The following is a 22,232-nucleotide window of genomic DNA, read 5'->3' on the forward strand; positions in this document are numbered from 1 at the left end:
TCGCCGAGCGCCAACCGGAGGTCGGGTGACATGGACATGCCCCCGCCACCCGTCGTCTTGGCCTACGGCATCGGGGTCGACAGCACCGCCCTGCTGGTTGAGCTCGTGGCGCGAGGCCGGGCACCGGACCTCGTTCTGAGCGCCGATACCGGCGTCGAGAAGCCGGCGACATACGCCTATCTCGACGTCATCCGTCCTTGGATGGACGGGCATGGCATCAGGCACGAACTGGTCTCGTACACCCCTAAACGGTTCAAACACTGGCCGCCCTATTACGGCCTGCTGGAGATGTGCCTCACGAACGCCACCCTGCCGAGCAAGAGCCTGGGCGGATCGAGCTGCAGCCTCAAATACAAGAAGGCGCCGCAGGATGCCTTTCTCGCCAACTGGCAACCGGCGATCGACGCCTGGAACCGCGGCCAGCGCGTTACGCGCCTCATCGGCTATGACGCAGGCCCCCGCGACACACTTCGCGCAAACCACGCGCTGTCGATCGAGGATCCGCTCTATGACTGTCAGTCGCCGCTGCGGGAATGGGGCTGGGACCGCGATGCCTGCGTCAGGCGGATCATCGCCGAAGGTCTTCCAGTACCCCCGAAATCGGCCTGTTGGATTTGCATCGCGAACAAGGCTGAGGAGATCCGCGACCTTCCTCGCTGGTGCCTTCGGCTGATCGTCTTGGTCGAAGCTAGAGCGGCGCCGAGGCTCCACACCGTGGAGGGGCTATGGCGCCGCTCGACCAAAGCGCGCCCAGGCCGGATGACCGACTTCATTCGAGCGGAAGGGCTTCTCCCAAGCCGGGAAATCGACCGCATTTGGCGCGACGCGCCGCTCGACCTGATCCGTTTTCAGGACGTCGCCGCGCTCGTGCCCGTTGGCGAACGCCCAACCATGCAGAGCTGGCTCGAGCGCTTCAACGCAGGGCTGTTCGCCCGACCAACGCCGCTCGCGGCCTGACCCCTCACGGAGGACACCATGAACGACAATCAGGATGCGCGGCCGATAGATCCGACGATCGAGCCGATGCTCGTTCTGTCGACCGCTCACATCACGCAGGAAACCTGCAACACCTTCCTGCCGACCTATCCCGGCCCAGCCTGGGAGAAGGGCGAATACGGATGGTTCATCTACGTGCCGGAGGACGTCGACGAGACGCTCCCGGTCGACCTCGCAGCCTGCATGGCCCTCGCGCGCGCGAAATCCGCCTTCTGGATTATGCTCGATCGCGACGAGCCTGAAGCCGACGGTCTCCCAGTCTTCGACTGGTGAATCTGGATCACGAACCCAACGCCGGGACTGCGCGCTGCGCGCGCCTATTCGGAGACCTCAGATGGTCGATACGACCGACAGCAATATCGATACTATCGGCCGCCTCAACGATCGGTGCCGGCAAGGCCTTGATCGCACGGCTAAGGTGATGATGACCAGCGCCTGCCTCGCCACGTTCACCGAGGACGGGACGAGCGCACTCGCGGTTCAGATTGGGATCGTCGATGCACTTCGGCGCTGCGCCTTCGATCCGCGCGATCGGGAGCGAAATCGCGGCGAGTTCGAGTTTCGCGGGCAGACCGTTTATTTCTCGATCGACTATTACGATCTCGCCCGAGAGTACGGATCAGAAGACCCCGCCGATCCAACCAAGACGCGCCGGGTCCTCATGATGATGTTGCGCGGCGACCTCTGAGGCGAACCCGGTGGACCGACCGAGGCAGGCATTGACCGTCTCAGGAGGCAAGGGTCGCATACCACATGCCGAATGCGTTGCTCGCGATGTGGACGATCAAGCCAGGAACGATGGAGCGCGATTGGACGGCGCATAGGCCGGTCCCCAGCCCGAGGCATAGCGATGCCACGAGATTTGCTGGCTCGAAATGCAAGGTGACGAACAACAGGGCCGAGGCGATGACTGCCACCACGCGCCAGCCACGATCAACGAGTGTGCCGAGCAGATATCCGCGGTAAAGCACCTCCTCGACCATCGGCGCGACCAGCACCGTCGCAACAAGCAGCGCGATGCCGGATGGCCCGGCCATTGATGCCACCAGTGCGCGGCCGACCTCGAGATTGCTCGACGCACCCGACTGCCAGACGGTGGCACCCTGCAAAGCCAATATGCCGAGCGGCATTTGCGCAACCGCAAGGCCGCCCAGCATGGTCACAAGGGTCGAACGATCCCAATCCGGTTTGACCATCAAAACAGCGCGAGAGCGGCCGACCTTGCGGATATCCATCGCCACCAGGCTGAGTATCGCAACGGCACCAAGGGCGATCGACGCGGCGGTGAGCGAGGCCGAGGCCGGATCTAAACCAAGCGCAGGGCCGACGAGATAGTGGATGATGGTGAGGGCCGCCTGATGCGCAATCAGCAGTGCCGCAACGACCCATAGGGACGGCCTTGAGGCGGATCGCGGGGTTTGCACGGCGAGCGCGGGAGCTGCGGCCATCTCGTTCATCCTTCACCCCTTCACGATAGGAGACCGCAGTGTCGGGCATTAAGTCTCAGCAGAACCATGTCCGTCAATGCCGTCCACGCGATCGGCGCTTCGACCTCGTACAGCTTCTCGGCCCGGCGCCGGGCAACGCCGAATGGGAGGCCGAGAAGGCGGGTTGGCGCAGCTTCGTGATGGGCAACGCCAATTCGGCCTATCGACGCGGCACGAAGCTGCGCCACGCATGGCAGCGAGGGTATGACGGTGCCTCGCGCAGCACCGATGCGGTCCGATTGATGCTGTAGCCGATGAAGGCGTGTCGCCCGCGGCGTCAGGGAGGGAAGGGGGAGAGGGGCTGTTGGGTCATGTAGATCCGGGAGCCTCACAATGAACGCATTCAGGCACGCGACGGCCGAGGTGGTGATCCGCCACGGCCACATGGCGTGCGGCCTTGGCGCCGGCGCTGCCGGCATGAACGCCGCCAATCCCCGCGTGGGACCACTCCGAGGCCGGTTCGAGTGCGCGGGCGGCATCGATGTCGATGAAGGCGCCATCCGTAATTTCGAGCGCCTGACCGGCGTGAAGGGCACGGTCATGGACCTCTTCAGCGAGGCACAATACCGGGCCTTCCACGGTGAGGCGCCACCTCCAGGGTGGCGCGAAGCGACGCCGCGCGACGTGCGTAGCGTGTTCGGCCGCCTCGACATTCTGTTCGCAAGCTATCCCTGCAAAGGCTTCTCCGGGTTGCTGTCGGCGCGGGCGGCCGAGACCGCCAAGTACCAGGCGCTCAACGACCTCACGACGCGCGGCATGATGCTCAGCCTTGAGGCCTATCGTGACGATCCGGTCGCTATCGTTGCCTTCGAGAACGTGCCGCGGATCGCCTCGTCGCGTGGCGCGCGCTTCCTTGCGAAGATCGACGCTCTGTACCGCGCCTACGGGTATGTGGTGAGCGACGTCGAGGACAGTATCCACGACTGCGGCACGATCGGCGGGCTCGCACAGAGCCGCAAGCGGTTCCTCCGCCTCTTTCGGCATCCGTCCAAGGTGCCGAATTTCATCTATCAGCCCGCCAAGAAGCGGCTGCGCGGTGTCGGCGAGGTGATCGGCAAGCTGCCGCTGCCCGGCGACCCGGTCGCAGGCGTCATGCACCGCGTGCCCGCGCTCCAGTGGAAGACGTGGGTGCGCCTTGCCTTCGTGCCGGCGGGCCGGGACTGGCGCGCGCTGAACGATCTCGCCGTCGTGGACGGGCACCTCCGAGATTTCGCCATCGTACCCGAGCAGGCGTTGCGAGAGAACGCGCTTGGCGTCCTCGACTGGTCTGACCCCGCGCCGACGCTCACCTCGGCCCGCTCGCCGGCCCAAGGCCGCTTCTCGGTTGCCGACGTCCGCGTTCCTGCCGACTGGAACGCCGATGTCCTCGGCGTCCGCGACTGGGACGGCCACACCGGGACCGTCGCAGGTCGCACCGGTCCGACGAACGGGGCTTACAGCGTTGCGGATCCTCGCCCCGACTACGGCGAGAGCACGCATCGTCACGTCCTCGGCGTGCGTGACTGGGAGCAGAGCGCGGCGACGATCAGCGGAAGCCCCAAGCCGAGTGGCGGTGCCCATGCCGTCGCTGATCCGCGGGTGAATGGCCATCCCAAGAGCGTCCAGCTCGGCGTGCGGCCGTGGTCAGAGCCAGCACCGTGCATCAAGGCCGACGTATCGGTCGGAACCGGCCCCTATGCCGTCTCCGACCCTCGAACCGCCGCCCCGCGCTTAGGCAACGTGTTTCGGATCGTGCCACTTGGCGGCTCCGAAGCTGGCGAGCCCGTCGCCGACCCGCGGCCGACGCACGGCAGCGGCGCTCACCACAACAAGATGAAGGTGGTTGCGGCCGACCAAGCAGCCCCGACGATCACCGGCTCGGATCGCGTAGGGTCTGGTGCGCTTTCTGTCGCCGACCCGAGGCCGGGATATGCGTCGGGCACGCATCGCAACATCCTCGCGGTTACCGATTTTGGTGATACCGCCAAGGTCGTCACCGGGGCCATCCATCCCGCTGGCGGTGCGCTGTCGGTCGCAGATCCTCGCCCGGTCGGCCTCAGCTCCGGTGCCCGAGATCAGCACAGCTACAACAGCCAGGCGCACTATGGCGTGGTCCGCTGGGAAGACACGAGCGTCGCTGTCCCCGGTTACGCGAAATACGACCGCGGCAAGTGGTCGGTTGCGGATCCCCGCATCCCCGAGGCCGAGCCGCTGGCCACCTTGCCGGCACCGAACGATCGGGTGGTTGCCCGGATCATCGCCTCCGATGGGACATGGCACCGACCGTTTACGACCTTGGAGCTGGCCGCTCTTCAGTCGCTATTCGACCCCGAGGAGGTCTTCCGCTTCGACGGCGAACGCGATGCCTGGTCGATGCCCCAACCGTTCGAGCTCGAGGGAACATCGGACGCCAAGAAGCGGGAATGGATCGGCAATGCGGTCCCATCGGCTGCGGCGCAGGGCATGGCCGAGGAAATAGGTGAAGCGCTGCTACTCGCCCGGCTCGGCGAAACCTTCACGCTCTCGCACAAGGCGATCTGGGTTTCGCCGCTGCGCATGGCGCTCGCAGTCGACCACAGCCCCATACAGGCGATCACCGAAGGCCGTGGCCTTGAATGGGGAGAGGCATGATGGTCGATCGGTCCAACCTCTCGCGGCCGCGGTCCAGCCAAGCCCATGTGCGCAACCCGGTCCTCGCGCTGCCGAGCATTGCCCGGCTGCAGGCGATGACGCCGGCGACCCGAGCTGAGCTACGGCTCGTCCTCCTCGAGCTGCGACACGACGCGCAGACGCGAGCCGAGGAATGCTGGCGGCGTCACAAGGCCCCCATGGCTGCCTATTGGAAGGTGGTCTCAGTGTACGCAGGACACCTGTCGAGGGTCCTGCGATGAGGTACGATCCGCGCATAGCCACGACCTCCCCGGAGGAGTTCGCCGAGTTGATGGCGCTCGTTCGTCGTGCCGATGAAGCCCCGAGGCCGCAAACGGACGACGACGTATGGCGAGCCACCTATGCCGAAGAGCAACGCCAGCGGCGTGTTGTTGGGTATCAGCAGGATCTCTTCGGATCCAAAGCGACGACACACTTCCGTCGCAACCGGGCCGCGCCGGATTGGGATCGGCCGCCTGTCGAAGCGATCGAGCAGAAGCTGGAGCGGATCAAAGGCGACCCGTTTGCGACGTTCGGTCCGCCACGATCAGATCGGCCGTCTATCCTGTCGCCGGACGAACGCGCCGCGATCGTCCGCAAGGCCGGAAACTGGCTCGCAGTGCGCCAGCGCGTCCGACTGGTCGACGCACCGGGATCCGTTGATCCGGCATTCGGAATCCAACGCTTTCTCGGTCGGGCAGGCGTGGTGTGGCGCCTATGCGGAGCCCCATTCGCGGACCATTGCTATGTCTTCTTCAATCCCGTCGGAGCCGAGCGCACGGCCAAGATCGAGATGGCAGAGCTGCGGGACCTGGAGCCGGTCCGATGAGCTGGCGGGAGCCCGACCTCTTCTACGGCGACAAAAAGCCGCCGCGGTCCCTCGCCCCGATGAAAACCTATCGTGCAGAACCGCGTAGCGCGCCGAAGCCGTTTGCATGGGAGAGCATGGGAGCGTGGGTCCGCCATATGCACCGGCTTTTCGCGCTCGAAGGCCCAAACAGCGATCATTATCGCCGAACCCGCGAGACGGCACGCGCCCTGACGGTCGACCGAATCCGTGAATGCCGTCACGATGACGATCTTCAGCGCTGCGAGGCGATGCTGGTCGAGGCCTCGGCGGGGTGGCTTTACGGTCTCGATCGCGCCTTCAACCGAGCGGAACGCGGAGCGCTACTGGTCGAGGTGCGCAACCGCCGTCATCTGATCGCCATCGGGCGCGATGCGCCCAAGGCCAAGGGACCGAAACTCGATCCGCGATACCTTCCTGACGACGCACTCGATCGGCTGATCCAATCTCACGCAGACGTCGCGACGGTTGACCGCCTGCGCCACGAACGGGAGCGACGCGCGATTGAGAGGGGAGGGTGAAAGACGTAAGGACAGATTGAGGGAGAATTGCCATGCTTGGATCCGGGCCCTTCGGAGAGATGGTTGCCATCGAATGGCTTCAGATCGTCGCCGGGACACCGATGGTGGTGATGATGTTCGTCCTGCTCCTCGCGATGATGAAGCGGGCTACAGGGCAGATTGACGACCAGGCCGTCGCAAGCGTCGGTTACGGTATGGTAGCAGCTTCGGGCTTCGCCGCTGTCGTCTACCTGATCGGGCTCGCCTGCGTTTATACCGGCCTGATGTGGGAAGGACTGTCCCCTGACCGGCTACCTCAGAACTTTCTCGGCAGCGGCCTTTTCTTTATGATCGGTCTTGTCACCTACAAACTCCCGAAGCTGTTCGGTCCTTTCGACAGATGGCTTAATCGCGACCGGACGCGCCAGTAATCAGGCTGCTGTTAGCGCCTGTTAGACGCCTGCACGCCTGTATCGGCAGCGCGCTTTCTTTCAGAGCGATAATAATGGTTATGTAAAACGGAGCGTTTAACGGCGCTGTAAAGCTGCGTCCTTTTGGTGTGACGCGGTGCGATTGGCGCGCGCCTGCGATGCCGTTCGCCGATGCTTCCATATCGTAACTCTGTAGGAGTTGAAACCATGGATCATACTGGTTTGGTGTTCGTAATCTCGGTCCTGGTCACCGCCTCCATAACCATTCTCTACCAGGGTGGTGCGGTGACTTTGAAGGTAACCGCCGTGGTTGCAGGGCTCGGCTTCTGCGGCATGATCGGAGCAGCAAGCATGGCTCCGCCTTCGGAACCGCTGACGTGCGAAGAGATGGTCAAGCGAAAGGCCGAGGCTGACGGCTACGTGGTTGGCCTCGCCAGCGGGATGATGATGCCCCGCTAAATTGGACGCCTACGGCGCCTCTCACAAGCGGCGGATACGAAAATGGGGCCGAAACCGATAGCAGCGGCCCCGACCCCATCATCAAAGGATCCTCCGTCGAAACGGCGGATAGACCGATTAAACGCGAGTGCGTCGAATCCGGTCCGCTCCCTTTGATATACCCAACATGTTCAACAATCCATGAACGGACGCGCTGCGGCGCGTGCCGTGACAGGACGTGCCAGACGAGTACCGCGCCATGCTCAACACAGCTTCTACCTGCCGCTCACTGGCGTCCTTCGAGAACGCCTATGCCGTCGCAATCCAACTGCGCGAAGCGACCGGCGTCGATCAATTCGTCGTTCGCACCGGCAACGCTACTCAACCCTTCCGCGTATCGCGGCAGAGGCCCCAGGCGCCCGAGACCATGCAGGTACTGGTCGCCTGAAGACAGATCAGCTGCTCGCCTGCGTTCGCGCCATCAGCTGCGATGCGGTGACGCCTTCGCAGAGCGCCTCATCGGTCATGTAGGTGATCGGCAGGTTCTCGTCGCGGACGACCGCCGCCATACGGCCGCGGCGATACGCGAGGCTCTTGAGCCACGCGAGGTCCTCGAGCGCCAGCTGCAGGGGCGTCACGTCCAGCAGGTGCCATAGACGCATCTGGAACGGGCTCTGCGCCTTCAGGATCTCGGCGACCTCCTCGAAGCCGACACCCTCCTCGACGCCGTTGCTATGGTCGTGCGCCAAGGCCGCGAACGCTTCCTCCAGCTCACGGATTGCGAAATAGGCGATGTCCAGGCCGACGCCGATGGTCGCTCCGGCCAGCACCCGGCGATCGACCGACAGCTGCGGATCGTTTAGCGCATCCAGAAGCGGCAGATCGTAATCATAGCCGCGCATCGCGTCCTTCAACTTCATGGTCGTCCTCCTGTGGCGCGTATTGAACATAACGTGAACAGGGTGCGCAAGTCTTTTTCTTCATACCACGTAGATCCCACAGGATGAATCTTGCCGGGAACATCATCAGTGGTGGCACCAGGTCGCCGCGCTTGACCGCGCAGCCCTATGAAGGTCACACACATCTCACACGTTGGAGGTTCGGAATGCACGTTTTGCTTATTCTGGGGATCGCCATCGCGATGGGAGCCGGCTTGTGGAACATGCGCGCTGCGATGCGAGCAGGCCGCGGAGCAGACTGGCGCACCAACAGGGACGGACTTCGCGCACCCGGCTCCTCGCAGAGCTTCACGCTCCTCAGCATGATCGGACCTACCGTTATCATCGCTTTGGCAGCATTTGGTGTGCCGCTTCTGGTCCTGCTTGCTGCGGGACTGGCCTATGCGATCACCTTCGTCGTGCTGGCGGTGCGCGAGCGTCGTCTGTCCGAAAGGTACTATCGCGGGAACGTCGGCATAACGTCGTGAGGATGTACCTCCCCTCCCCCCGACTGTCCGGCGCTCGACCGCGTGACAGTCGTTGGAAAATCGACGCGTGTTAGGAGACTTTGCTCCAAATCAAGGGTTTGAGGGGAATGGAACCCTCAACGATCCCTTTCGCGCTTGTCGTCGATGATGACCCTATCATCCTTATGGACGCGTGCGGCATCCTCGAGGATGTTGGGTTTCGCTGTCATTCGGCCGATCATGGCGATGCTGCGAAAGCTATGCTCCCCGAGCACGCCGAAGGTATCACGCTCCTCTTCTCTGACGTCGAGATGCCAGGAGAGACGGACGGCTTTGCCCTCGCTCACCATGTCGCGGCGCGGTGGCCGTGGATCGAGATTGTCATCGCCAGCGGTCGCGTCAAACCGAACGATGGCGACCTGCCGGAGAAGGCGACGTTCATCGGGAAGCCGTTCTCCGCGGCGCTAGTACGGAACCACCTTCGCGAGAAACTACCCGACGGGAAGAAACCTGAGCCGCTGAAAGCCGCGGTCTGATCGGACCAAACCTGACTTGGCTTTGCCCCGGCTTCCCGTATGTTCACGCAATTATCAACGGGAGTGCCGGATATGGCCACGCCGCGCCGCAACAGCTTCGTCGTTCCGAAGACGACGGGACGCGATTACCTCAACGCCTTCATGCACCTCCTCGAGGCAGCTTATTGGGCTGGGATCGTCGGCGCGCTCGTTTACGCCGACGTCGACCTCTGGGTCTGGGCAGTAGCGGGCTTGCTCGCTGGCCCGCCCTACATCATCGGCACCGCGTTAATTCGTAGGCGCCTCGGCATTCTGCGGAGGGTCTGAACGGATGCAGCAGCCTCATGCGCGCACTGTCCGGCTGGCAGCCATCGCTCTCACGTCTGCGGCCCTTACCGGACTGGTCGCGGTTTATTTCATCCCCGTCGGCCCCAAAGAAGAGCGCGCCGCGACCGTGCTATCCAAGACCGGCCCGCAGGGTCAGGCGGCGTATCGCGCCGCTTGGTCCGATGGCCGCCTCACCCGCGCGGACATGTACGAGATCCGCGATGCTTCGGGTCACGACATAGACAATTGGGTCGATATGTCGGGCCGAACGAGCTGACGCCGCTCGATCGCCTCACCAGTGGACTACCACGATCGCGACTGCCAGGATCAGCGGCAGGATTGTCTCCACGGTCCCGATCGCAGCGGTCGCGAGGCGCAATCGCCTCAATCGGCGAGACGGCAACGTCGGGATAGCCCGAAGCGTCTCCGGTACGGCCGTGAGCTCCGTCAGCACCAAGGCATAGCCAAAAGCCAGCGCGACGATGATGCCACCGATCGCAGCAACAGCGGATGGCGGACTGATTGCGATGCCCACGATCGCTACGGCGACTGCACCCCCGAGCAACCCCGCAGCCGCAACATATTGGCGCAACAAGGCGGTGGCATCACGCTCGGCGGACGGATGGGCGATGTCGTCGATGCGCTGATCGCGCGCGCGCCATGCGTCGGCGAACAGGAGCCAGGTCGTCGACGGCCTCACTACCGTATCCATGCTGCGTCTTCCTCAAGGGCTGGCATAGCCCTCCCTGAAACCAAAGGGGTCGGCAAGCGCCGGCCCCTTTTTTTGCCTGCGGACCGCTCCCGCGAGCGACACCGAAATAGCAGCGTGTCACCCGCCGGCCGTGCGGATAGACCAAGACATGATTATCGCAGCAGACGACATCGTCGACTGGGTTTCGGATCGCGGCGATCTCCTGATCGCAGCATGGACCCCGCAGATCGCGGCAATGACCGACTGGGAAGTGCCCTATGCCGAGGCGCTCGCCGGTGAGCTTCATGACGGGATGGTCACGTCACTCCTGCGCGGAGGCGCCGAGGCAAACTTCCTCAACCTGGTCGCGAGGAGTAACACCGGGCTCGACCCTCGAACGGAGCGCGACCTCGCCGAGCGCTTTTTCGGCGTCACGCTGAAGCTTGCTCGCGCTGCCCACCGGCACGCGCAGGACGGCAAGGCGACCGCCCTCCCCTTCAAGTACGGGACGATCGTAGGCGACGCCCGCACAGATTCCTCGCATCTTCCGCTGGCCAACGTGCTGCTCCCCCGCGAGCATCCGTTCTGGACGCGGTGGCAACCGCCGTTCGGTATGGATTGTCGCTGCGGGACCATCGGCATGACGAACGGCCAGCTTGCCCGGTCCGGCCGGAGCATTACCCCCGACGAGGCACTGCCCGCGATCGAGGCGCAGCTGCGCGACACCTGGCCCGCCGAATTTCGACCGCTGCTCGATTTCCGACAACCGCTGGCGACGGCGACGCCTACACAACCGACGATCACTTTGTCGCAGCAGCAGCTCGACGACATTCTATCCGCTTTCAGGCCTGATACCGACTAACCTATCACGCCGTGGCGCGATCGCAGCTAGTCAGACAGCATCGCCTCTGCGTGATGCGGCCTCGTTCACCCAGCGGCCAAGCAATGCCTGCCCTGCGGTCACCACCGCGCCGCCCATGCCCAAAGCGAGAAAGGCACCGAGGGCAACAGCCAGTGGCTCAAGGCGGCCGGCAAAGGTGGCGCGCGCGAGATCAACGGCCCAGAGCGCGAAAATGACATCCACCGCGACCAACGCCGCAAGGATGCAGAAAGAAACCGTCAGACGTAACTTCACTCGCCTGCTCCTATTAAGCAGCGTACCGCAGACGTGCGGTAACCGCATACTTATCGCACAAGCAGCGCCGATTGAGAACGAGCGAATTGATAACATTGGGCCATGCCTCGATAGACGATGGTGCGTCAGCGTTTGGCGTCACCACAGCCTGTTAAATACGCGTTCAAGAGGGCGGGAAACCGGCCTCGGCCAAAATATCATACCCTGTTACGTGCCGCGCGATCATTATGCTTTTCGGGACGAGCACGAACATAAAAAGGAAGAACGATATCAAGCCGCCTGCATAATGATTTGCCAGGAGGAATAGCGGCAGCGAAGTTATGCCTGCAAGCATAAAGGCTGCGATCCCCCGAAGTGCCTTGTTCATCCAACAGACTCCCATCGCTGACTTGATGATTACCAGTCCGGCCCGAAGGCTGGAAGAGGTCGATGGCGCGCGATCACCATGGGTGGTGGCGCACGAGGGTAGATTGCTCGCTCCGGCTTTCTTGCCGTCGGCTACGTGGCTACGTTGACGACCATGGAGGACAGCGCCGTGCAGCCAATCGAACGCGACACCCGACCGCAGTCTCTTGAGGACGTGGAGCGGAGCATGCGGCGCATCACCGATCGCTATACTTGGAAGCGGGTCTTCCTGTTCGCCGCCCTGTTCATCTGGCTCTTCAATGCCTATGCCGCCCTGCCCTACGTCGACGGGCGATCGTACATCGCCGTTTGGGTCGTCGCCTGCATCGGTTGCTGGACGGCGTCGGGCTGGCTGCTCGACCTGCCCCGGCTGATGTTCCCGGAGGTAGAGGCCTTTCGGCACTTGCGCCGCCCAGCGCCGCGCCAATAGCCGAGCGCTCACTCCATCGGCATCGATCAGATGATCGACACGCCAACCTCAGCGGCGAACACCATCAACCCGGGCTCGCCGAAATACTGCGCGTAACCAGGCCGCGGCTCGGGCGCAGAGTTCACGAACCGAGCGGGCTGACAGCGCCACCCCCTGCTATGAGGCCGAAGCGCCGCGCGCGGGAGCCATGCGATCAGAGCTGGCGCATGGGCGTCTTGTGACGTGAAGAACGGCATGGCGAGGATCATGTCATCGTGGAAGGCGGTCAGCCGGCCCACATAGCCATAGGCGCTCTTGTCGGTCTTCTCGTCGCTCGCGTACTTGCCCTTGACCTGCACCGGCCGGACGATCGTCGTGTTCGTGGCCGGGCGACTGACGATCATGTCGAAGCCGTTATCGCGGCGAGGGAAATAGATATCCCACCCTGCGTCGGCGAGGACGCCGGCGACGTACATCTCCGCGAAATAGTCGCGCACTCGAGCTGGTGGCTCATAGCCGCGCGATGCCGTTTCATTGATCTCGGGTTCGCCAGTCACGTGCAATTTCCTTGAGCGGCGAACCTATTTGCGCTTGTGCGGACCGGCCTTTCGCCCCGCTTCGTAACGCCGTTGCCATGCATCAGCCTTTTGCTTCTCGGCGATGGCGGCAATCCTTAGCGCTCGGTCCTCGTCCGACATCGCCAAGATTTGTTGCGTCCGCGTCTCAGTGGCACGTTCATCAGCGCGCGCCTTCAGCACCACCGATCCCACAAAGGCGGCTCCAACGCCGAGCAGTACCAAACCGATCGTCGCGACGCCATGCCAGCCAGTACCCAGCAGGTAGAGCAGGAACACGAGCGCGACGATGCCAGATACCATGATGCCGATCGCGCTGCGGACCGCTGCCGCACCGAACAACAGAATGGCGATGATGACGAGCAGCAGGATGACGAGGGTCGATGCTGACCTAAACCCAGGTGCGAGGCAAACGAGATCGCGCCCTCGCGCCCAGTTGCCGCGTGATCCTAAACGACACCTTCGGTGACCACGTTCCAGTCGGTTGAAATCGCAGGGTAGCGCTCAGACAACGCGTTGATGCCAGTAAGCGACCTGAGCCAGCGTGGCGAGGGGAAAGGGAGGCGGTAGGCCGTCGCCGCAATACTGGAGGCAGAGAATCCAGCAGCACGGCCCGGCCCGGAAGATCGGTTCGAGCACGTCGCTGGAGTCGGCTGACGATCGACGGGTAACGGCGCCGACTGCATTGCTTTCAAGCAACTGCCAGAGGGTGAACGGCGGGCCAGCGTAGGTGACCCATGCGATGCCATTTGCATCGATCGTCGCGCTCAACAGGCCTTTGTCGAATGTCGACATGACGATGATCCCGGTTGCCCCTCGTATGCCGGACATCGTGGCTGCATCTCGGCATAAGGGGAAGATGGGTGAGGGCCATCCCCGCCCGGTGGGCGGGGCCGGGCTCTAGTCGGCAAGAGCCGACCGGAGCCCCGCAAGAGCGGGTCTCCGCCCTGACGGGTGACGATCCCTTGTCCGGGTCCCGGAGACGACCCCACGGCGCTCCTGAGGCGATCTACGCGGATGTGAGAGGCTTGCCCCTCCCCTAGCCCCAGAAGTCACGCGCGCACGACGTTCACCGCTGGCAGCCTTCGGCTGTTGAATCATGCGCTAGGCGCATGATGAGTGCTTTGTGGGCCTATGTTCTCATCGCACCCTGCGCCGTCTCCCAGTGTCTCGGCGTGCCAGACCCGTCCGACGGGGTCGGCGTCAAAGGAGAATTGCCCGCAAGCGGGCAATGCTTTTGTTTGTTTGAAGACGCCTCAACAAGAATACCGGGCCTAAAGGCCCTACGGTTTCCACCGCTAAAGCGGCGGAGCCTCCGTCATTCATGTTGACCCCGCCGGCCGTGCCTGCCTCTTGAGCCCCTGCGAGGACGGCTCCGGGTGCGATGAGAACAGAGGCCGGGCCTTGCCCATCAGCACAGTAAAAGGGGAATTGATCGCTTGGGCGATCAATACGCCTTTGATTTGTTTATTTACGCTCCCTAGTCAGGAGCTATTTATGCTCGGACTCACCGTGTACGATGACTTTAGTGTCAAGAAAACAATGCGCTTCAATACTTATAGGGGAAGGGGTAAAAGAAAGATGCCGGAAGGGGAAAGGCCCCAAGCACCGGCAAACAGGGGGAGAGGCCCCCGCAAATAGGAGTTAAGATCATGAACATCGGTTCCTTCAAGTCGGTCAATGGTCAGCTGCTCGGTTCGGTCGCAACCGCCACGATCGACCTCGCTCGCTTGGGTCTCCGCCCGGTCGAGAGCAACAACGAGCGCGCGCCCGCCTTCGAGATCATGGTCCTGAACGTCGCGAAGCGTTGGGTTCAGATCGGCGCGCTTTGGGAAATGACCAGCAACAGCAGCGGCGAGAGCTTCTATCAGGGCAAGCTGGACGACCCGAGCCTCCCCGAACCCCTCCAGATCATGCTCTTTGGCGACGTCGAGGAAGGCTATCGCGTCGTCTGGAACCGCCCCGCCCCGCGGCGCGAGAACCTCGACGGCAGCCGGACCGGTCGCCGCAGCCGCACCAACAACGCCGACGACTTCGCAGGCAACGCGACCGCCGATGGCCGCGTGAGCGACGACCAGACCGCCGACGACTACGTCCCGGCCTTCTAAGCCAGCCAGACGGGCGGGGAGAGGGGTGCAACCCTCCCCCGACCCTAGCCGCCACCAATTGCCAAGGATTGACGCCATGACCAAGGAAACGACCTCGCAGCGCTTTAGCAGCTTTGCCGCCATGGGCGAAGCCCTCGCAACGAGCGACACCACCCGCGCAGACGCCGCCCGCAAGGGATGGGCGACGCGCCGGGCGAACGCCGCGCGCACGGACACCAACGATTGCCACCCCGCCGACGATAACGCCGAGCACAGCGCGACGGCGACCGATGCGGCCGACGAGATCGCGGAGAGCTACGCCGAGGCGACCGCGACGACCAATTTTCAGGACGCGTTCGGCGACGTTGGCGCGCTTTCCATCGTCGAAATGGGGGGCGAGCGGCAGGAACTGGACATGCCCGAGCCGATCGAGGCGCAACACGATTGCGCGGCGATCATGGCGACCCTTTTCGACCTGTTCCGCGACACTCGCCTAGAGGCGAGCGCGCAGGCGATCGCATGGGGCTTCGTCAACTCGTTCCACTACGAGGCGCAGAAGCTGGAACGCGAGGAAGACCGGCTTTGCGCCGACCTTGGCGAGATGACCCGCCGCTATGACCCGTCGGAGATTTACGCGGTCGAGATGGAGGAATTGCAACTCCGCGCCCAGACCAAGACGGAACAGCGCGCCGCCATCGAGTGTATGCGCGATTATGCCGCCGATTGTTACCGCGCGCAGACCGGCCACCCATGGTCCCCGGCGCGCGGATCGAAGGTTTCGAGCGGAGGCACCGCAAGCCAGATCGCGGCAATCGACTTCCTCAAAGCGCGCGCGCAGGACCACCGCGAGAAGCGCAACCCCACCGGCCCGCTTGTCGTCTTTTCGGGCGGCGCAGAGTGGCACGACTGGCAACAGCTTTGGGACCGGCTCGACGCCATCAAGGCGCGCGTTCCGCACATGACCTTGTGCACGACCGCGCAGCGCAAGGGATGCGATGCTATCGCCGCAGCATGGGCCGCAAGCCGAGGCGTCACGGTTGTTGCCTTCACCCCGCAGACGGGCCGCTATGGCAAGCGCGCGGGCTTCGTTCGTAACGAACAGCTTGCCGCCCTTAACCCGGTCGAGGCAATCGTCTGTCAGGGGTCCGGGCTGCAATCCAACCTGTTGCAGGTGCTGAAAACCGCCCGCATCCCGACCCACGCTTTCCGGATCGACGGACAGGCCCCCGCCCCCGTCGCAACCAAGCGCGCCGCGTTCGGTTGAACCCATCGGGCGGCGCGCTTTCCCCCTACGCGCCGCCCATCCCCTTTCCTTGGCAGGAATGACTAGGCCAGCGACGAGAAATCCCCGGCGCTGGCCCCTTTTCGCCACCGTCGCTTTGTGGGGGAAACCCTACTGGTTTCCCCCACGCCAGGTGACCGGGCGCGCACTGCCTTGGCACGGCCCCGTCGGGCCGCGCCTGGTCAGCGCGCGCCCGGTCACCTTCCCCCTTCCGGTAAGGCGCTGCCGCACGCCCGCAGCGCCGGCAGCGCGTGTTCGCGGCTCAACCGCATGTTGTTAGGATCTGCGCGCTAAAGCCGCAGCGTCCACGGCTGACCGGGGGATGACGGCCCGGCCAGCTGGCGAGCGGCACCCGGGATCTGCCACCGCCATATTGGCGACCGTCTTCCCGCTGAAAGGGGTTTCGGGTCAGCCGTGGACAACCCCGCCCCCGCCCCGCTCGCTCGCTTCGGTCCGGCCCTTCGGCCTCCCCTTGCTACGCCTCGGCCGGGGAAGCGCCGGAGCGGGCATTGAGCCCGCCCCGTCGCTGCTGCCGCGGGAAAAACTCTCTCTCAAGTCGTCCCAGTTTGTCGGCCGGGGTGACGAGCCTCAAGGACGGCGGGGCCCCACCATTTTGCTACGCAAAATCGTGACCCCCACCGCCGCTGACGCGGCCGCTACGCGGTCCTTGACCCTCGCCACCCCGACCGACGCGAGGACACCGTCATCAAGACGAAGGAGACGGTCATGAACAGCATCAACACGCAGCGTAGCTACGCCACGCACGAAGCCGGCTATCTGGCCGCTCAGCGCCACGGGTTCCGGACGATCCAGCGACTGGAAGACGCGCTCCGGGAGCGTGACGGATGGGCCGGCCGATACACGGGACGCTTCGATCACGAGCTGGAGGAGATGGTGATCGATGACGACTGCTCCGGGGAGTTCGACGAGGCGCATCAGATCGCCGAGGGCATAGCCGCCGAGGCAGCGCGTGGGAACGCGCGCGGGATCATCATCGCACAGGGCCGCACCGACGAAGCGGCGCTGATGATCCTCGCGGCAAGCCCCTCCCCGGGGTGAGGCTCAAGGCCCGGCCGTCACCCGGCTCGCTCGCATCGGTCAGGTCCTTCGGCCTGCCCTTGCTACGCCTCGGCCGGGGAAGCGCCAGTGCGGGCATCGAGCCCGCCCTGGCGCTGCTGCCGCGGGGTAAACCCTCTATCTCAAGTCGTCCCAGTCTGTCGGCCGGTGCGGCGAGCCTCAAGGACGGCGGGGCCCCACCATTTTGCTACGCAAAATCGTGACCCCCACCGCCGCTGCCGCGGCCGCTACGCGGTCCTTGACCCTCGCCACCCCGACCGACGCGTGATCTCCGTCATGAAGACAAAGGAGGAATGGTTATGCAGGTTCTGTTGTTTCGTGCTCTGAAGGACGCTAATGTCGAGGACGACAAGGCGGCTGCCGTAGTGGCAGCGATCGAGGAGCACGTGGACGTGGCAGTCGGTCAGGCAAACAAGGCGCTCGAGGCGAAGCTGACGGGCATCGACAGCAAGATCGAGACGACGCGCTCGACGCTGACCATCTGGTTCGGCGTGCAGACAGCACTGCTCGCGCTGCTCGGCGCTGCCGCCATCTGGAGCAACTTCCTCAAGTAACTTGGCCGGGCGGCGACGCTCTCCGGTTGCCATTCCAACAGGCCGCTCGGTGATCCGGGCGGCCTTTTTCCTGTCTGCGATCCGCGCGCCCTACCCGGCTCGCTCGCTGCGGAGCGGCCCCTTCGGGCCGCCCTTGCTACGCCTCGGCCGGGAAGCGCCAGTGCGGGCATCGAGCCCGCCCTGGCGCTGCTGACGCGCTCATAAAACCATTCTCCAGCACGCACGCTGACACATTGCTCGCGCCCAGTCTCAGGGGGCCGGGATCGTCGCCGGAGAGGAGAGAGAAAGGGAGAAGCGGTTTCAACGAAGGAGGTCGAGATGACCATCACGTTCCGCGTCGACGACGGCCACAATGTCCTGTCGCCCTCACCCGCCGTCATCACTCCCGACCAGCTCGGCGCGCTCCGCGATCTTGTCGACGAGCATAGCGGCCGGACCGGGGCTCCGATGGTCATCCCGATCCACGGTGAACCAGCCTCCGGGTCGTTCGAGATCGAGGTCCGGGTGTGCCCTCTCGCGCTCGCCTCAATCGCGCGCTGCTTCGACCACGATCCGGCCGTTATTGCCGTCATCGACGAGGCCCAGTTCCGGGCACGCCGCGTCCGCGTCTGGCAACAGGAACCGACCGGCGATCTGCGGCTCGGCCTTGGCCTCAATCCCGATGGCGCACCCGAATTGGAGGTCGCCAACGGGAACGCCTTCGCCCTTCTCGCCAGCCTCGGTCTGGACGAGGAATCGTGCGGCGCGATCCCGCTGTCGCAGCTCCGACAGCGGCTCATGGATCCGCGCATCCGGCGACGGCTCGACGAGGATCCCCAGATGTCTCGATACGTCGAAGCGCTGACCACCATGGCGGCGCTGAAGCCGGTCGAGGGAGAATACCACCTCGCATGGGCCTGACGGCCAAGCGAGCCACGCTCAGCGACCCGCAGGGACGCCCAGCCTATCGGCTGGCGCGTCCCTTTTTTTGCCTGCCAACCTCAAGCCGGCTGCGCCGCGTCCTGACCAGAAAACAGAATGGCCGCATGAGGTAGCAGCCCCATGCGGCCATCGCCGTGACCATCGGCCTCGAACCGGCTCAGGCTTGCGCCATGAGCCGCTTCTCAACCTCGTCGACGCCCAGCGTCTTCACCGCCTTCATCAGCCCCTCCAGTCGATCGAGCGGGACCTTGAACAGCCCTGCCTTCTCGACTGCTCCGACAGCCGCCTCCCGCACCTTCGCCTGATGCGCCTGACGGCGCTCGGCGAGCTTGCGTTCGTCGGCCGCGATCGCGGCCATTTCAGCGTCCAGTGACTTCGCCATAAAGTGTCCTTTTCGGTACGGCTTATCGGCTCTGAACGGGACCGATATAGCCGCCTATGGATCGCACAGGAAGCCACTCGAACGACCATGGAGCGAAACCCTTGGCTATCCCCCTACAAGAGGACCATACGCCCGGCGCGCAGCGCCCTTCAGGCAGCTGCTTTCCGCCTAGCGGCGGATTGGATCCCGGCGGAAAACCGAGGCGATCCCGAGCCGTCTCGACGGACCGGAACAGCCAGAGCAATACGAAGGAATCGGGACTACAGTAGAGCACACCCTACGCAAGCTTCGCTTGCCTTTTCCCGAGCAATTTCAACAGGTTAGCAGATGACGAATGAGGGTCACAATGTGTTACGCTTTGTGGCACAACGTAACACACTCAGAAAACCGCAGAAAACCGCGCTTTTTGCGTGTTACGATGTGGCACGATTTCGAGGCGCAAATCAACGAGCGGCTTGAATGAGCATTGAAGACCCGCTAAAAACTACACCACGGAGTGCCCACCAGCCCCCCTGCTAGGGAGCTGGTTCTTGAGTACCAAAACACACTGCACGGTCCGGATCCCGCGGGATCTACGTGACCAGGTCGATGCGGTAGCGGCACGCCAAAATCGCAGCACGTCAGACGTGATCCGATTGGCGATCGAGCAATTCGTCGCCGGTGCGAAGCGTGCCGACGACAGCCAGCTCCGCCACATGCGCGTGACCGAATATACGCAGATCGCGCTCGACGCGATCATTCGCGAAAACCACCCCGAATTGCGCGACCATTTGATCGCCCAGACTGACCTTCGGATGGAGCAGTATCATGGCGCGCGATGACCCCAAGGCCATGCGGCGTGACATCCGCAATGACGGCCGTCCTATCCCTCAGGAACACCACTCGGCGCGAGGCGAACTCCCCCGCAATTCGGGCAACTTCACGCGTGGTTCGCAGCTCCTAAACACTCAGGTGCTGATGTGGCTGCAGGGGGCCAAATTGCCGATCCTGATGTGGCTCGGCGTGTTCGCTCTCGCCTACGTCATTATCCTGTCCATCACCCTCGATGAAAACAACGTCCAGCTGATCTGCATGCGGGTTCTAGCGGGTCTCTGGAATTGGGTCGCCCTGGACAACCTGAAGCAGGTCGATTTGCGGATGCCCGACAACAGTCTGCACCGCACGATCATGGGCTATGTGCCCTACGTTCCGGAAGTCGCTCGGGCTTGGACGAAAGCCGTCCGCGGGGTGATCGGATCGGCCATGATCGCGTCCTGCGTCACCGTGCCCCTTGCCATCTGGTACGTCGACTTTTCCAAGCGGCGCGGCAAGGCAATGGTTCAGGAGCGTCACGAGCGCGGAGCCATGCTGGTCGAGCGCGATGTCCTCTATGCCGAGATCGTCCAGCACAACAAAATCGAGTTCGTGAAAGAGGCTCAAAGCCTGTTCCCGAACAAGACGCCGGAGCAGGTCCTGAAGCTGCCGTTTGGAGCCCGCAAAGCGGGAGGCATCCACCATCCGTACACGATCGCGGGCATCCCCTACCCGCACCGCCTTGAGCAGTCCCATTCCCTGCTTCTCGGCACGACCGGCGCCGGTAAGACGACCGCCCTCCGCAAGACCATCGCACAGATCCGGCAGCGCCAAGACAGCGCCGTCGTGTTCGATCTGACAGGGGCTTATGTCGAGGCGTTCTACGACCCCGAACGGGACACGATCCTGAACCCGATGGACGCGCGCTGCCCGGCCTGGTCGATCTTCAACGACTGCCGGACCTACAGCGAGTTCACGGCCGCTGCCGCCGCCCTCATTCCGTCCGATGGCGGCTCCTCCGAGCCCTTCTGGGCGCTCGCCGCGCGGACCCTGTTCATCGAGATGTGCATGAAGCTCATCGAGAAGAAAATGACAACGAACCAGGCACTGGCGGACAACCTCATGACGGCCGACCTGAAGCAGGTTCACAAGCACCTAGCCAAGACGATCGCAGACCCTCTGACGGCGCCTGAAGCCGCGCGCATGGCGGAGTCGATCCGCGCCGTCTTCAACACCAATGCGCAGGTCCTGCGCTTCCTCCCCGACGAGGGGCGCACCTACTCGATCAAGGACTGGATGACCGGCGACAAGAAGCCCGGTTCGATCCTCTTCATCACCTCAAATTACACCGATCTCGAGATGAACCGGGCGCTGCTCACGCTGTGGTCGAACCTCGCCATCCACTCGCTCATGACGATGCCGAAAACCCGGTCGCTGCGGACGTGGTTCATGTTTGACGAGCTCGGTGCCCTTCACCGGCTCCCGGCGATCGAAAGCGGCCTGCAGACCGCCCGAAATTTCGGCGGGGCGATGATCCTTGGGCTCCACTCCTTCGACAAGCTGGTGCAGGTCTACGGCGAGGAAAACGCCCGCAATCTGTCGTCGCTCGCGCGCACCAAATTGATCCTGGCTGCGGCCGATCTCGATACCGCGGAGCAGTGCGCCAGATACATCGGCAACCGTGAAATCCGGCAGATGGATGAGGGGTATAGCTACGGCTACAACAACACCCGCGATGCCTCGACCCTGACGCCTCGGAAGCAGGTCGAGCCGCTGGTCATCCCAGACGACATTACGAACCTTCCATCCATGCACGGCTTCGTCAAATTTCCTGACGGCTTCCCTGCCGCGCGCATCCAGCTCGAGTGGGAGCACTACCCGAAGGTCGCGGAAGGTTTCGTCCCGCGGAAACCGCGCGATCCTGACGCGCCTGCGGCGTCTGGTCGCGGAGGTGGTGGAAAGCCGAACAGCGGTGGTGATGACGGCGGGCGTGGGGAGTCGCTGGCACTGTCGGAGGAGGAGGTAGAACCGGCCAACGTCGCGAACAATCTCGCCGCGAATATCCTCTCCCAGCCCAGCGAAGGGGAGGTCGATAACTCCCGTGACGGCCCATCGTCGGAGGCGACGGTGGTGAGCAGCACCGAAGCGGGATCGCCGGCCGATCGCGGCCGGACCAGCGATGATGAGCGTGACGACCGGGCCCGGTCCATGGATGGGCGCAGCGCCCCTGCGCGCAGCGACGAACGGTTGCGTGACGATCCGACACCGACCGCGGAGCGGCCGGAGGATCTGTCCGTCCGCGAAGCGCGTGACGCCTTCCCTGAAGACGACGGGATCGGGCTGTAACG

32 protein-coding genes are annotated in these 22,232 nt (G+C 63.9%); 23 read left to right on the top strand and 9 right to left on the bottom strand.

Features of this window, described 5'->3' with window-relative positions; genetic code table 11:
• Positions 1-30: 30 nt before the first annotated feature.
• The 3 genes from FHY04_RS16875 to FHY04_RS16885 all read left to right on the top strand — a co-directional run bounded on the left by FHY04_RS16875 (position 31) and on the right by FHY04_RS16885 (position 1,684).
• Positions 31-957, top strand: coding sequence for a hypothetical protein (locus FHY04_RS16875; RefSeq protein WP_066773387.1), 927 nt, complete (start codon positions 31-33; stop codon positions 955-957).
• 18 nt (positions 958-975) lie between these two features.
• On the top strand, positions 976-1,269 hold the full coding sequence (locus FHY04_RS16880; protein WP_066773389.1) for a hypothetical protein: 294 nt from the start codon (positions 976-978) through the stop codon (positions 1,267-1,269).
• Between the two features lie 61 nt (positions 1,270-1,330).
• A complete protein-coding gene (locus FHY04_RS16885; RefSeq protein ID WP_066773391.1) occupies positions 1,331-1,684 on the top strand; it encodes a DUF3768 domain-containing protein in 354 nt (117 codons plus the stop codon).
• A gap of 40 nt (positions 1,685-1,724) precedes the next feature.
• Here the strand turns inward: FHY04_RS16885 and FHY04_RS16890 are convergent, their stop codons facing one another.
• Positions 1,725-2,453, bottom strand: coding sequence for a CPBP family intramembrane glutamic endopeptidase (locus tag FHY04_RS16890; RefSeq protein ID WP_066773393.1), 729 nt, complete (start codon positions 2,451-2,453; stop codon positions 1,725-1,727).
• 29 nt (positions 2,454-2,482) lie between these two features.
• Between FHY04_RS16890 and FHY04_RS16895 the strand changes: the two genes are divergently transcribed.
• From FHY04_RS16895 to FHY04_RS16925, 7 genes are all read left to right on the top strand, one after another.
• Complete coding sequence (locus tag FHY04_RS16895; protein ID WP_221211855.1) at positions 2,483-2,734, top strand: hypothetical protein; 252 nt, start codon at positions 2,483-2,485, stop codon at positions 2,732-2,734.
• A gap of 82 nt (positions 2,735-2,816) precedes the next feature.
• Positions 2,817-5,093 (top strand): DNA cytosine methyltransferase, encoded by a 2,277-nt coding sequence (locus FHY04_RS16900; protein WP_066773395.1) that lies wholly within the window; start codon positions 2,817-2,819, stop codon positions 5,091-5,093.
• Positions 5,094-5,349: 256 nt separating this feature from the next.
• Complete coding sequence (locus FHY04_RS16905) at positions 5,350-5,940, top strand: hypothetical protein (protein WP_066773399.1); 591 nt, start codon at positions 5,350-5,352, stop codon at positions 5,938-5,940.
• On the top strand, positions 5,937-6,479 hold the full coding sequence (locus FHY04_RS16910) for a hypothetical protein (RefSeq protein ID WP_066773402.1): 543 nt from the start codon (positions 5,937-5,939) through the stop codon (positions 6,477-6,479). Before FHY04_RS16905 ends, FHY04_RS16910 begins: the two co-directional genes overlap by 4 nt.
• A 59-nt stretch (positions 6,480-6,538) precedes the next feature.
• Positions 6,539-6,889, top strand: coding sequence for a hypothetical protein (locus tag FHY04_RS16915; RefSeq protein ID WP_156442287.1), 351 nt, complete (start codon positions 6,539-6,541; stop codon positions 6,887-6,889).
• 207 nt (positions 6,890-7,096) lie between these two features.
• Positions 7,097-7,348, top strand: coding sequence for a hypothetical protein (locus FHY04_RS16920; protein ID WP_066773408.1), 252 nt, complete (start codon positions 7,097-7,099; stop codon positions 7,346-7,348).
• Positions 7,349-7,586: 238 nt separating this feature from the next.
• A complete protein-coding gene (locus FHY04_RS16925; RefSeq protein ID WP_066773433.1) occupies positions 7,587-7,775 on the top strand; it encodes a hypothetical protein in 189 nt (62 codons plus the stop codon).
• A 7-nt stretch (positions 7,776-7,782) separates the two neighbouring features.
• Here the strand turns inward: FHY04_RS16925 and FHY04_RS16930 are convergent, their stop codons facing one another.
• Entirely contained in the window at positions 7,783-8,247 is a 465-nt protein-coding gene (locus FHY04_RS16930; RefSeq protein ID WP_183937287.1) for a hypothetical protein, read from the bottom strand.
• 131 nt (positions 8,248-8,378) lie between these two features.
• Between FHY04_RS16930 and FHY04_RS16935 the strand changes: the two genes are divergently transcribed.
• From FHY04_RS16935 to FHY04_RS16950, 4 genes are all read left to right on the top strand, one after another.
• Positions 8,379-8,753, top strand: a complete 375-nt coding sequence (locus tag FHY04_RS16935; RefSeq protein WP_183937288.1) for a hypothetical protein — start codon at positions 8,379-8,381, stop codon at positions 8,751-8,753.
• A gap of 80 nt (positions 8,754-8,833) precedes the next feature.
• Positions 8,834-9,268 (top strand): response regulator, encoded by a 435-nt coding sequence (locus FHY04_RS16940; protein ID WP_260171597.1) that lies wholly within the window; start codon positions 8,834-8,836, stop codon positions 9,266-9,268.
• A gap of 72 nt (positions 9,269-9,340) precedes the next feature.
• Positions 9,341-9,574: a hypothetical protein gene (locus FHY04_RS16945; protein WP_156442288.1), complete on the top strand. Its 234-nt coding sequence runs from the start codon at positions 9,341-9,343 to the stop codon at positions 9,572-9,574.
• A 4-nt stretch (positions 9,575-9,578) separates the two neighbouring features.
• Positions 9,579-9,851 (top strand): hypothetical protein, encoded by a 273-nt coding sequence (locus FHY04_RS16950; RefSeq protein WP_183937289.1) that lies wholly within the window; start codon positions 9,579-9,581, stop codon positions 9,849-9,851.
• 15 nt (positions 9,852-9,866) lie between these two features.
• Here the strand turns inward: FHY04_RS16950 and FHY04_RS16955 are convergent, their stop codons facing one another.
• Positions 9,867-10,274, bottom strand: a complete 408-nt coding sequence (locus FHY04_RS16955) for a hypothetical protein (protein ID WP_066667137.1) — start codon at positions 10,272-10,274, stop codon at positions 9,867-9,869.
• A gap of 160 nt (positions 10,275-10,434) precedes the next feature.
• Between FHY04_RS16955 and FHY04_RS16960 the strand changes: the two genes are divergently transcribed.
• Positions 10,435-11,127, top strand: coding sequence for a hypothetical protein (locus tag FHY04_RS16960; protein ID WP_066667134.1), 693 nt, complete (start codon positions 10,435-10,437; stop codon positions 11,125-11,127).
• 30 nt (positions 11,128-11,157) lie between these two features.
• Here the strand turns inward: FHY04_RS16960 and FHY04_RS16965 are convergent, their stop codons facing one another.
• Both FHY04_RS16965 and FHY04_RS16970 read right to left on the bottom strand, forming a co-directional pair.
• Positions 11,158-11,400, bottom strand: a complete 243-nt coding sequence (locus FHY04_RS16965) for a hypothetical protein (RefSeq protein WP_156442232.1) — start codon at positions 11,398-11,400, stop codon at positions 11,158-11,160.
• Positions 11,401-11,563: 163 nt separating this feature from the next.
• Complete coding sequence (locus FHY04_RS16970) at positions 11,564-11,767, bottom strand: hypothetical protein (RefSeq protein ID WP_066667130.1); 204 nt, start codon at positions 11,765-11,767, stop codon at positions 11,564-11,566.
• Positions 11,768-11,920: 153 nt separating this feature from the next.
• On the opposite strand from FHY04_RS16970, the gene FHY04_RS16975 reads away from it, so the two are divergent.
• Positions 11,921-12,235, top strand: a complete 315-nt coding sequence (locus tag FHY04_RS16975) for a hypothetical protein (protein ID WP_156442233.1) — start codon at positions 11,921-11,923, stop codon at positions 12,233-12,235.
• Positions 12,236-12,261: 26 nt separating this feature from the next.
• Here the strand turns inward: FHY04_RS16975 and FHY04_RS16980 are convergent, their stop codons facing one another.
• The 3 genes from FHY04_RS16980 to FHY04_RS16990 all read right to left on the bottom strand — a co-directional run bounded on the left by FHY04_RS16980 (position 12,262) and on the right by FHY04_RS16990 (position 13,584).
• Positions 12,262-12,771, bottom strand: a complete 510-nt coding sequence (locus FHY04_RS16980; protein ID WP_156442234.1) for a hypothetical protein — start codon at positions 12,769-12,771, stop codon at positions 12,262-12,264.
• Positions 12,772-12,795: 24 nt separating this feature from the next.
• On the bottom strand, positions 12,796-13,131 hold the full coding sequence (locus FHY04_RS16985; RefSeq protein WP_183937290.1) for a hypothetical protein: 336 nt from the start codon (positions 13,129-13,131) through the stop codon (positions 12,796-12,798).
• A gap of 162 nt (positions 13,132-13,293) precedes the next feature.
• Positions 13,294-13,584 carry a hypothetical protein gene (locus tag FHY04_RS16990; protein WP_183937291.1) on the bottom strand — a complete coding sequence of 97 codons (291 nt, stop codon included), beginning with the start codon at positions 13,582-13,584 and terminating at the stop codon, positions 13,294-13,296.
• An 857-nt stretch (positions 13,585-14,441) separates the two neighbouring features.
• Here FHY04_RS16990 and FHY04_RS16995 point away from each other — a divergent pair.
• The 5 genes from FHY04_RS16995 (at position 14,442) to FHY04_RS17015 (ending at position 18,689) form a co-directional block, all read left to right on the top strand.
• A complete protein-coding gene (locus FHY04_RS16995; protein ID WP_066667206.1) occupies positions 14,442-14,897 on the top strand; it encodes a DUF736 domain-containing protein in 456 nt (151 codons plus the stop codon).
• 76 nt (positions 14,898-14,973) lie between these two features.
• Positions 14,974-16,140: a DUF2493 domain-containing protein gene (locus FHY04_RS17000; RefSeq protein WP_082730931.1), complete on the top strand. Its 1,167-nt coding sequence runs from the start codon at positions 14,974-14,976 to the stop codon at positions 16,138-16,140.
• A 744-nt stretch (positions 16,141-16,884) separates the two neighbouring features.
• Positions 16,885-17,217 (top strand): hypothetical protein, encoded by a 333-nt coding sequence (locus FHY04_RS17005; protein ID WP_066760017.1) that lies wholly within the window; start codon positions 16,885-16,887, stop codon positions 17,215-17,217.
• 317 nt (positions 17,218-17,534) lie between these two features.
• The gene (locus tag FHY04_RS17010) at positions 17,535-17,789 is read left to right on the top strand and encodes a hypothetical protein (RefSeq protein ID WP_066667205.1); all 255 of its coding nucleotides are present in this window, start codon (positions 17,535-17,537) and stop codon (positions 17,787-17,789) included.
• A gap of 318 nt (positions 17,790-18,107) precedes the next feature.
• On the top strand, positions 18,108-18,689 hold the full coding sequence (locus FHY04_RS17015; protein ID WP_066667203.1) for a hypothetical protein: 582 nt from the start codon (positions 18,108-18,110) through the stop codon (positions 18,687-18,689).
• Positions 18,690-18,867: 178 nt separating this feature from the next.
• Here FHY04_RS17015 and FHY04_RS17020 read toward each other — a convergent pair whose 3' ends face one another.
• On the bottom strand, positions 18,868-19,092 hold the full coding sequence (locus tag FHY04_RS17020; protein ID WP_066667202.1) for a hypothetical protein: 225 nt from the start codon (positions 19,090-19,092) through the stop codon (positions 18,868-18,870).
• A gap of 530 nt (positions 19,093-19,622) precedes the next feature.
• On the opposite strand from FHY04_RS17020, the gene FHY04_RS17025 reads away from it, so the two are divergent.
• Together FHY04_RS17025 and FHY04_RS17030 are read left to right on the top strand one after the other, a co-directional pair.
• Positions 19,623-19,913 carry a ribbon-helix-helix protein, CopG family gene (locus tag FHY04_RS17025; protein ID WP_066667201.1) on the top strand — a complete coding sequence of 97 codons (291 nt, stop codon included), beginning with the start codon at positions 19,623-19,625 and terminating at the stop codon, positions 19,911-19,913.
• Positions 19,900-22,230, top strand: a complete 2,331-nt coding sequence (locus tag FHY04_RS17030; RefSeq protein ID WP_066667199.1) for a type IV secretion system DNA-binding domain-containing protein — start codon at positions 19,900-19,902, stop codon at positions 22,228-22,230. The genes FHY04_RS17025 and FHY04_RS17030 overlap by 14 nt, the downstream gene beginning before the upstream one ends.
• Positions 22,231-22,232 lie beyond the last annotated feature (2 nt).

The sequence above is a fragment of the Sphingomonas sp. BK481 genome (assembly GCF_014194875.1).
Lineage (GTDB): Bacteria > Pseudomonadota > Alphaproteobacteria > Sphingomonadales > Sphingomonadaceae > Sphingomonas > Sphingomonas aerolata.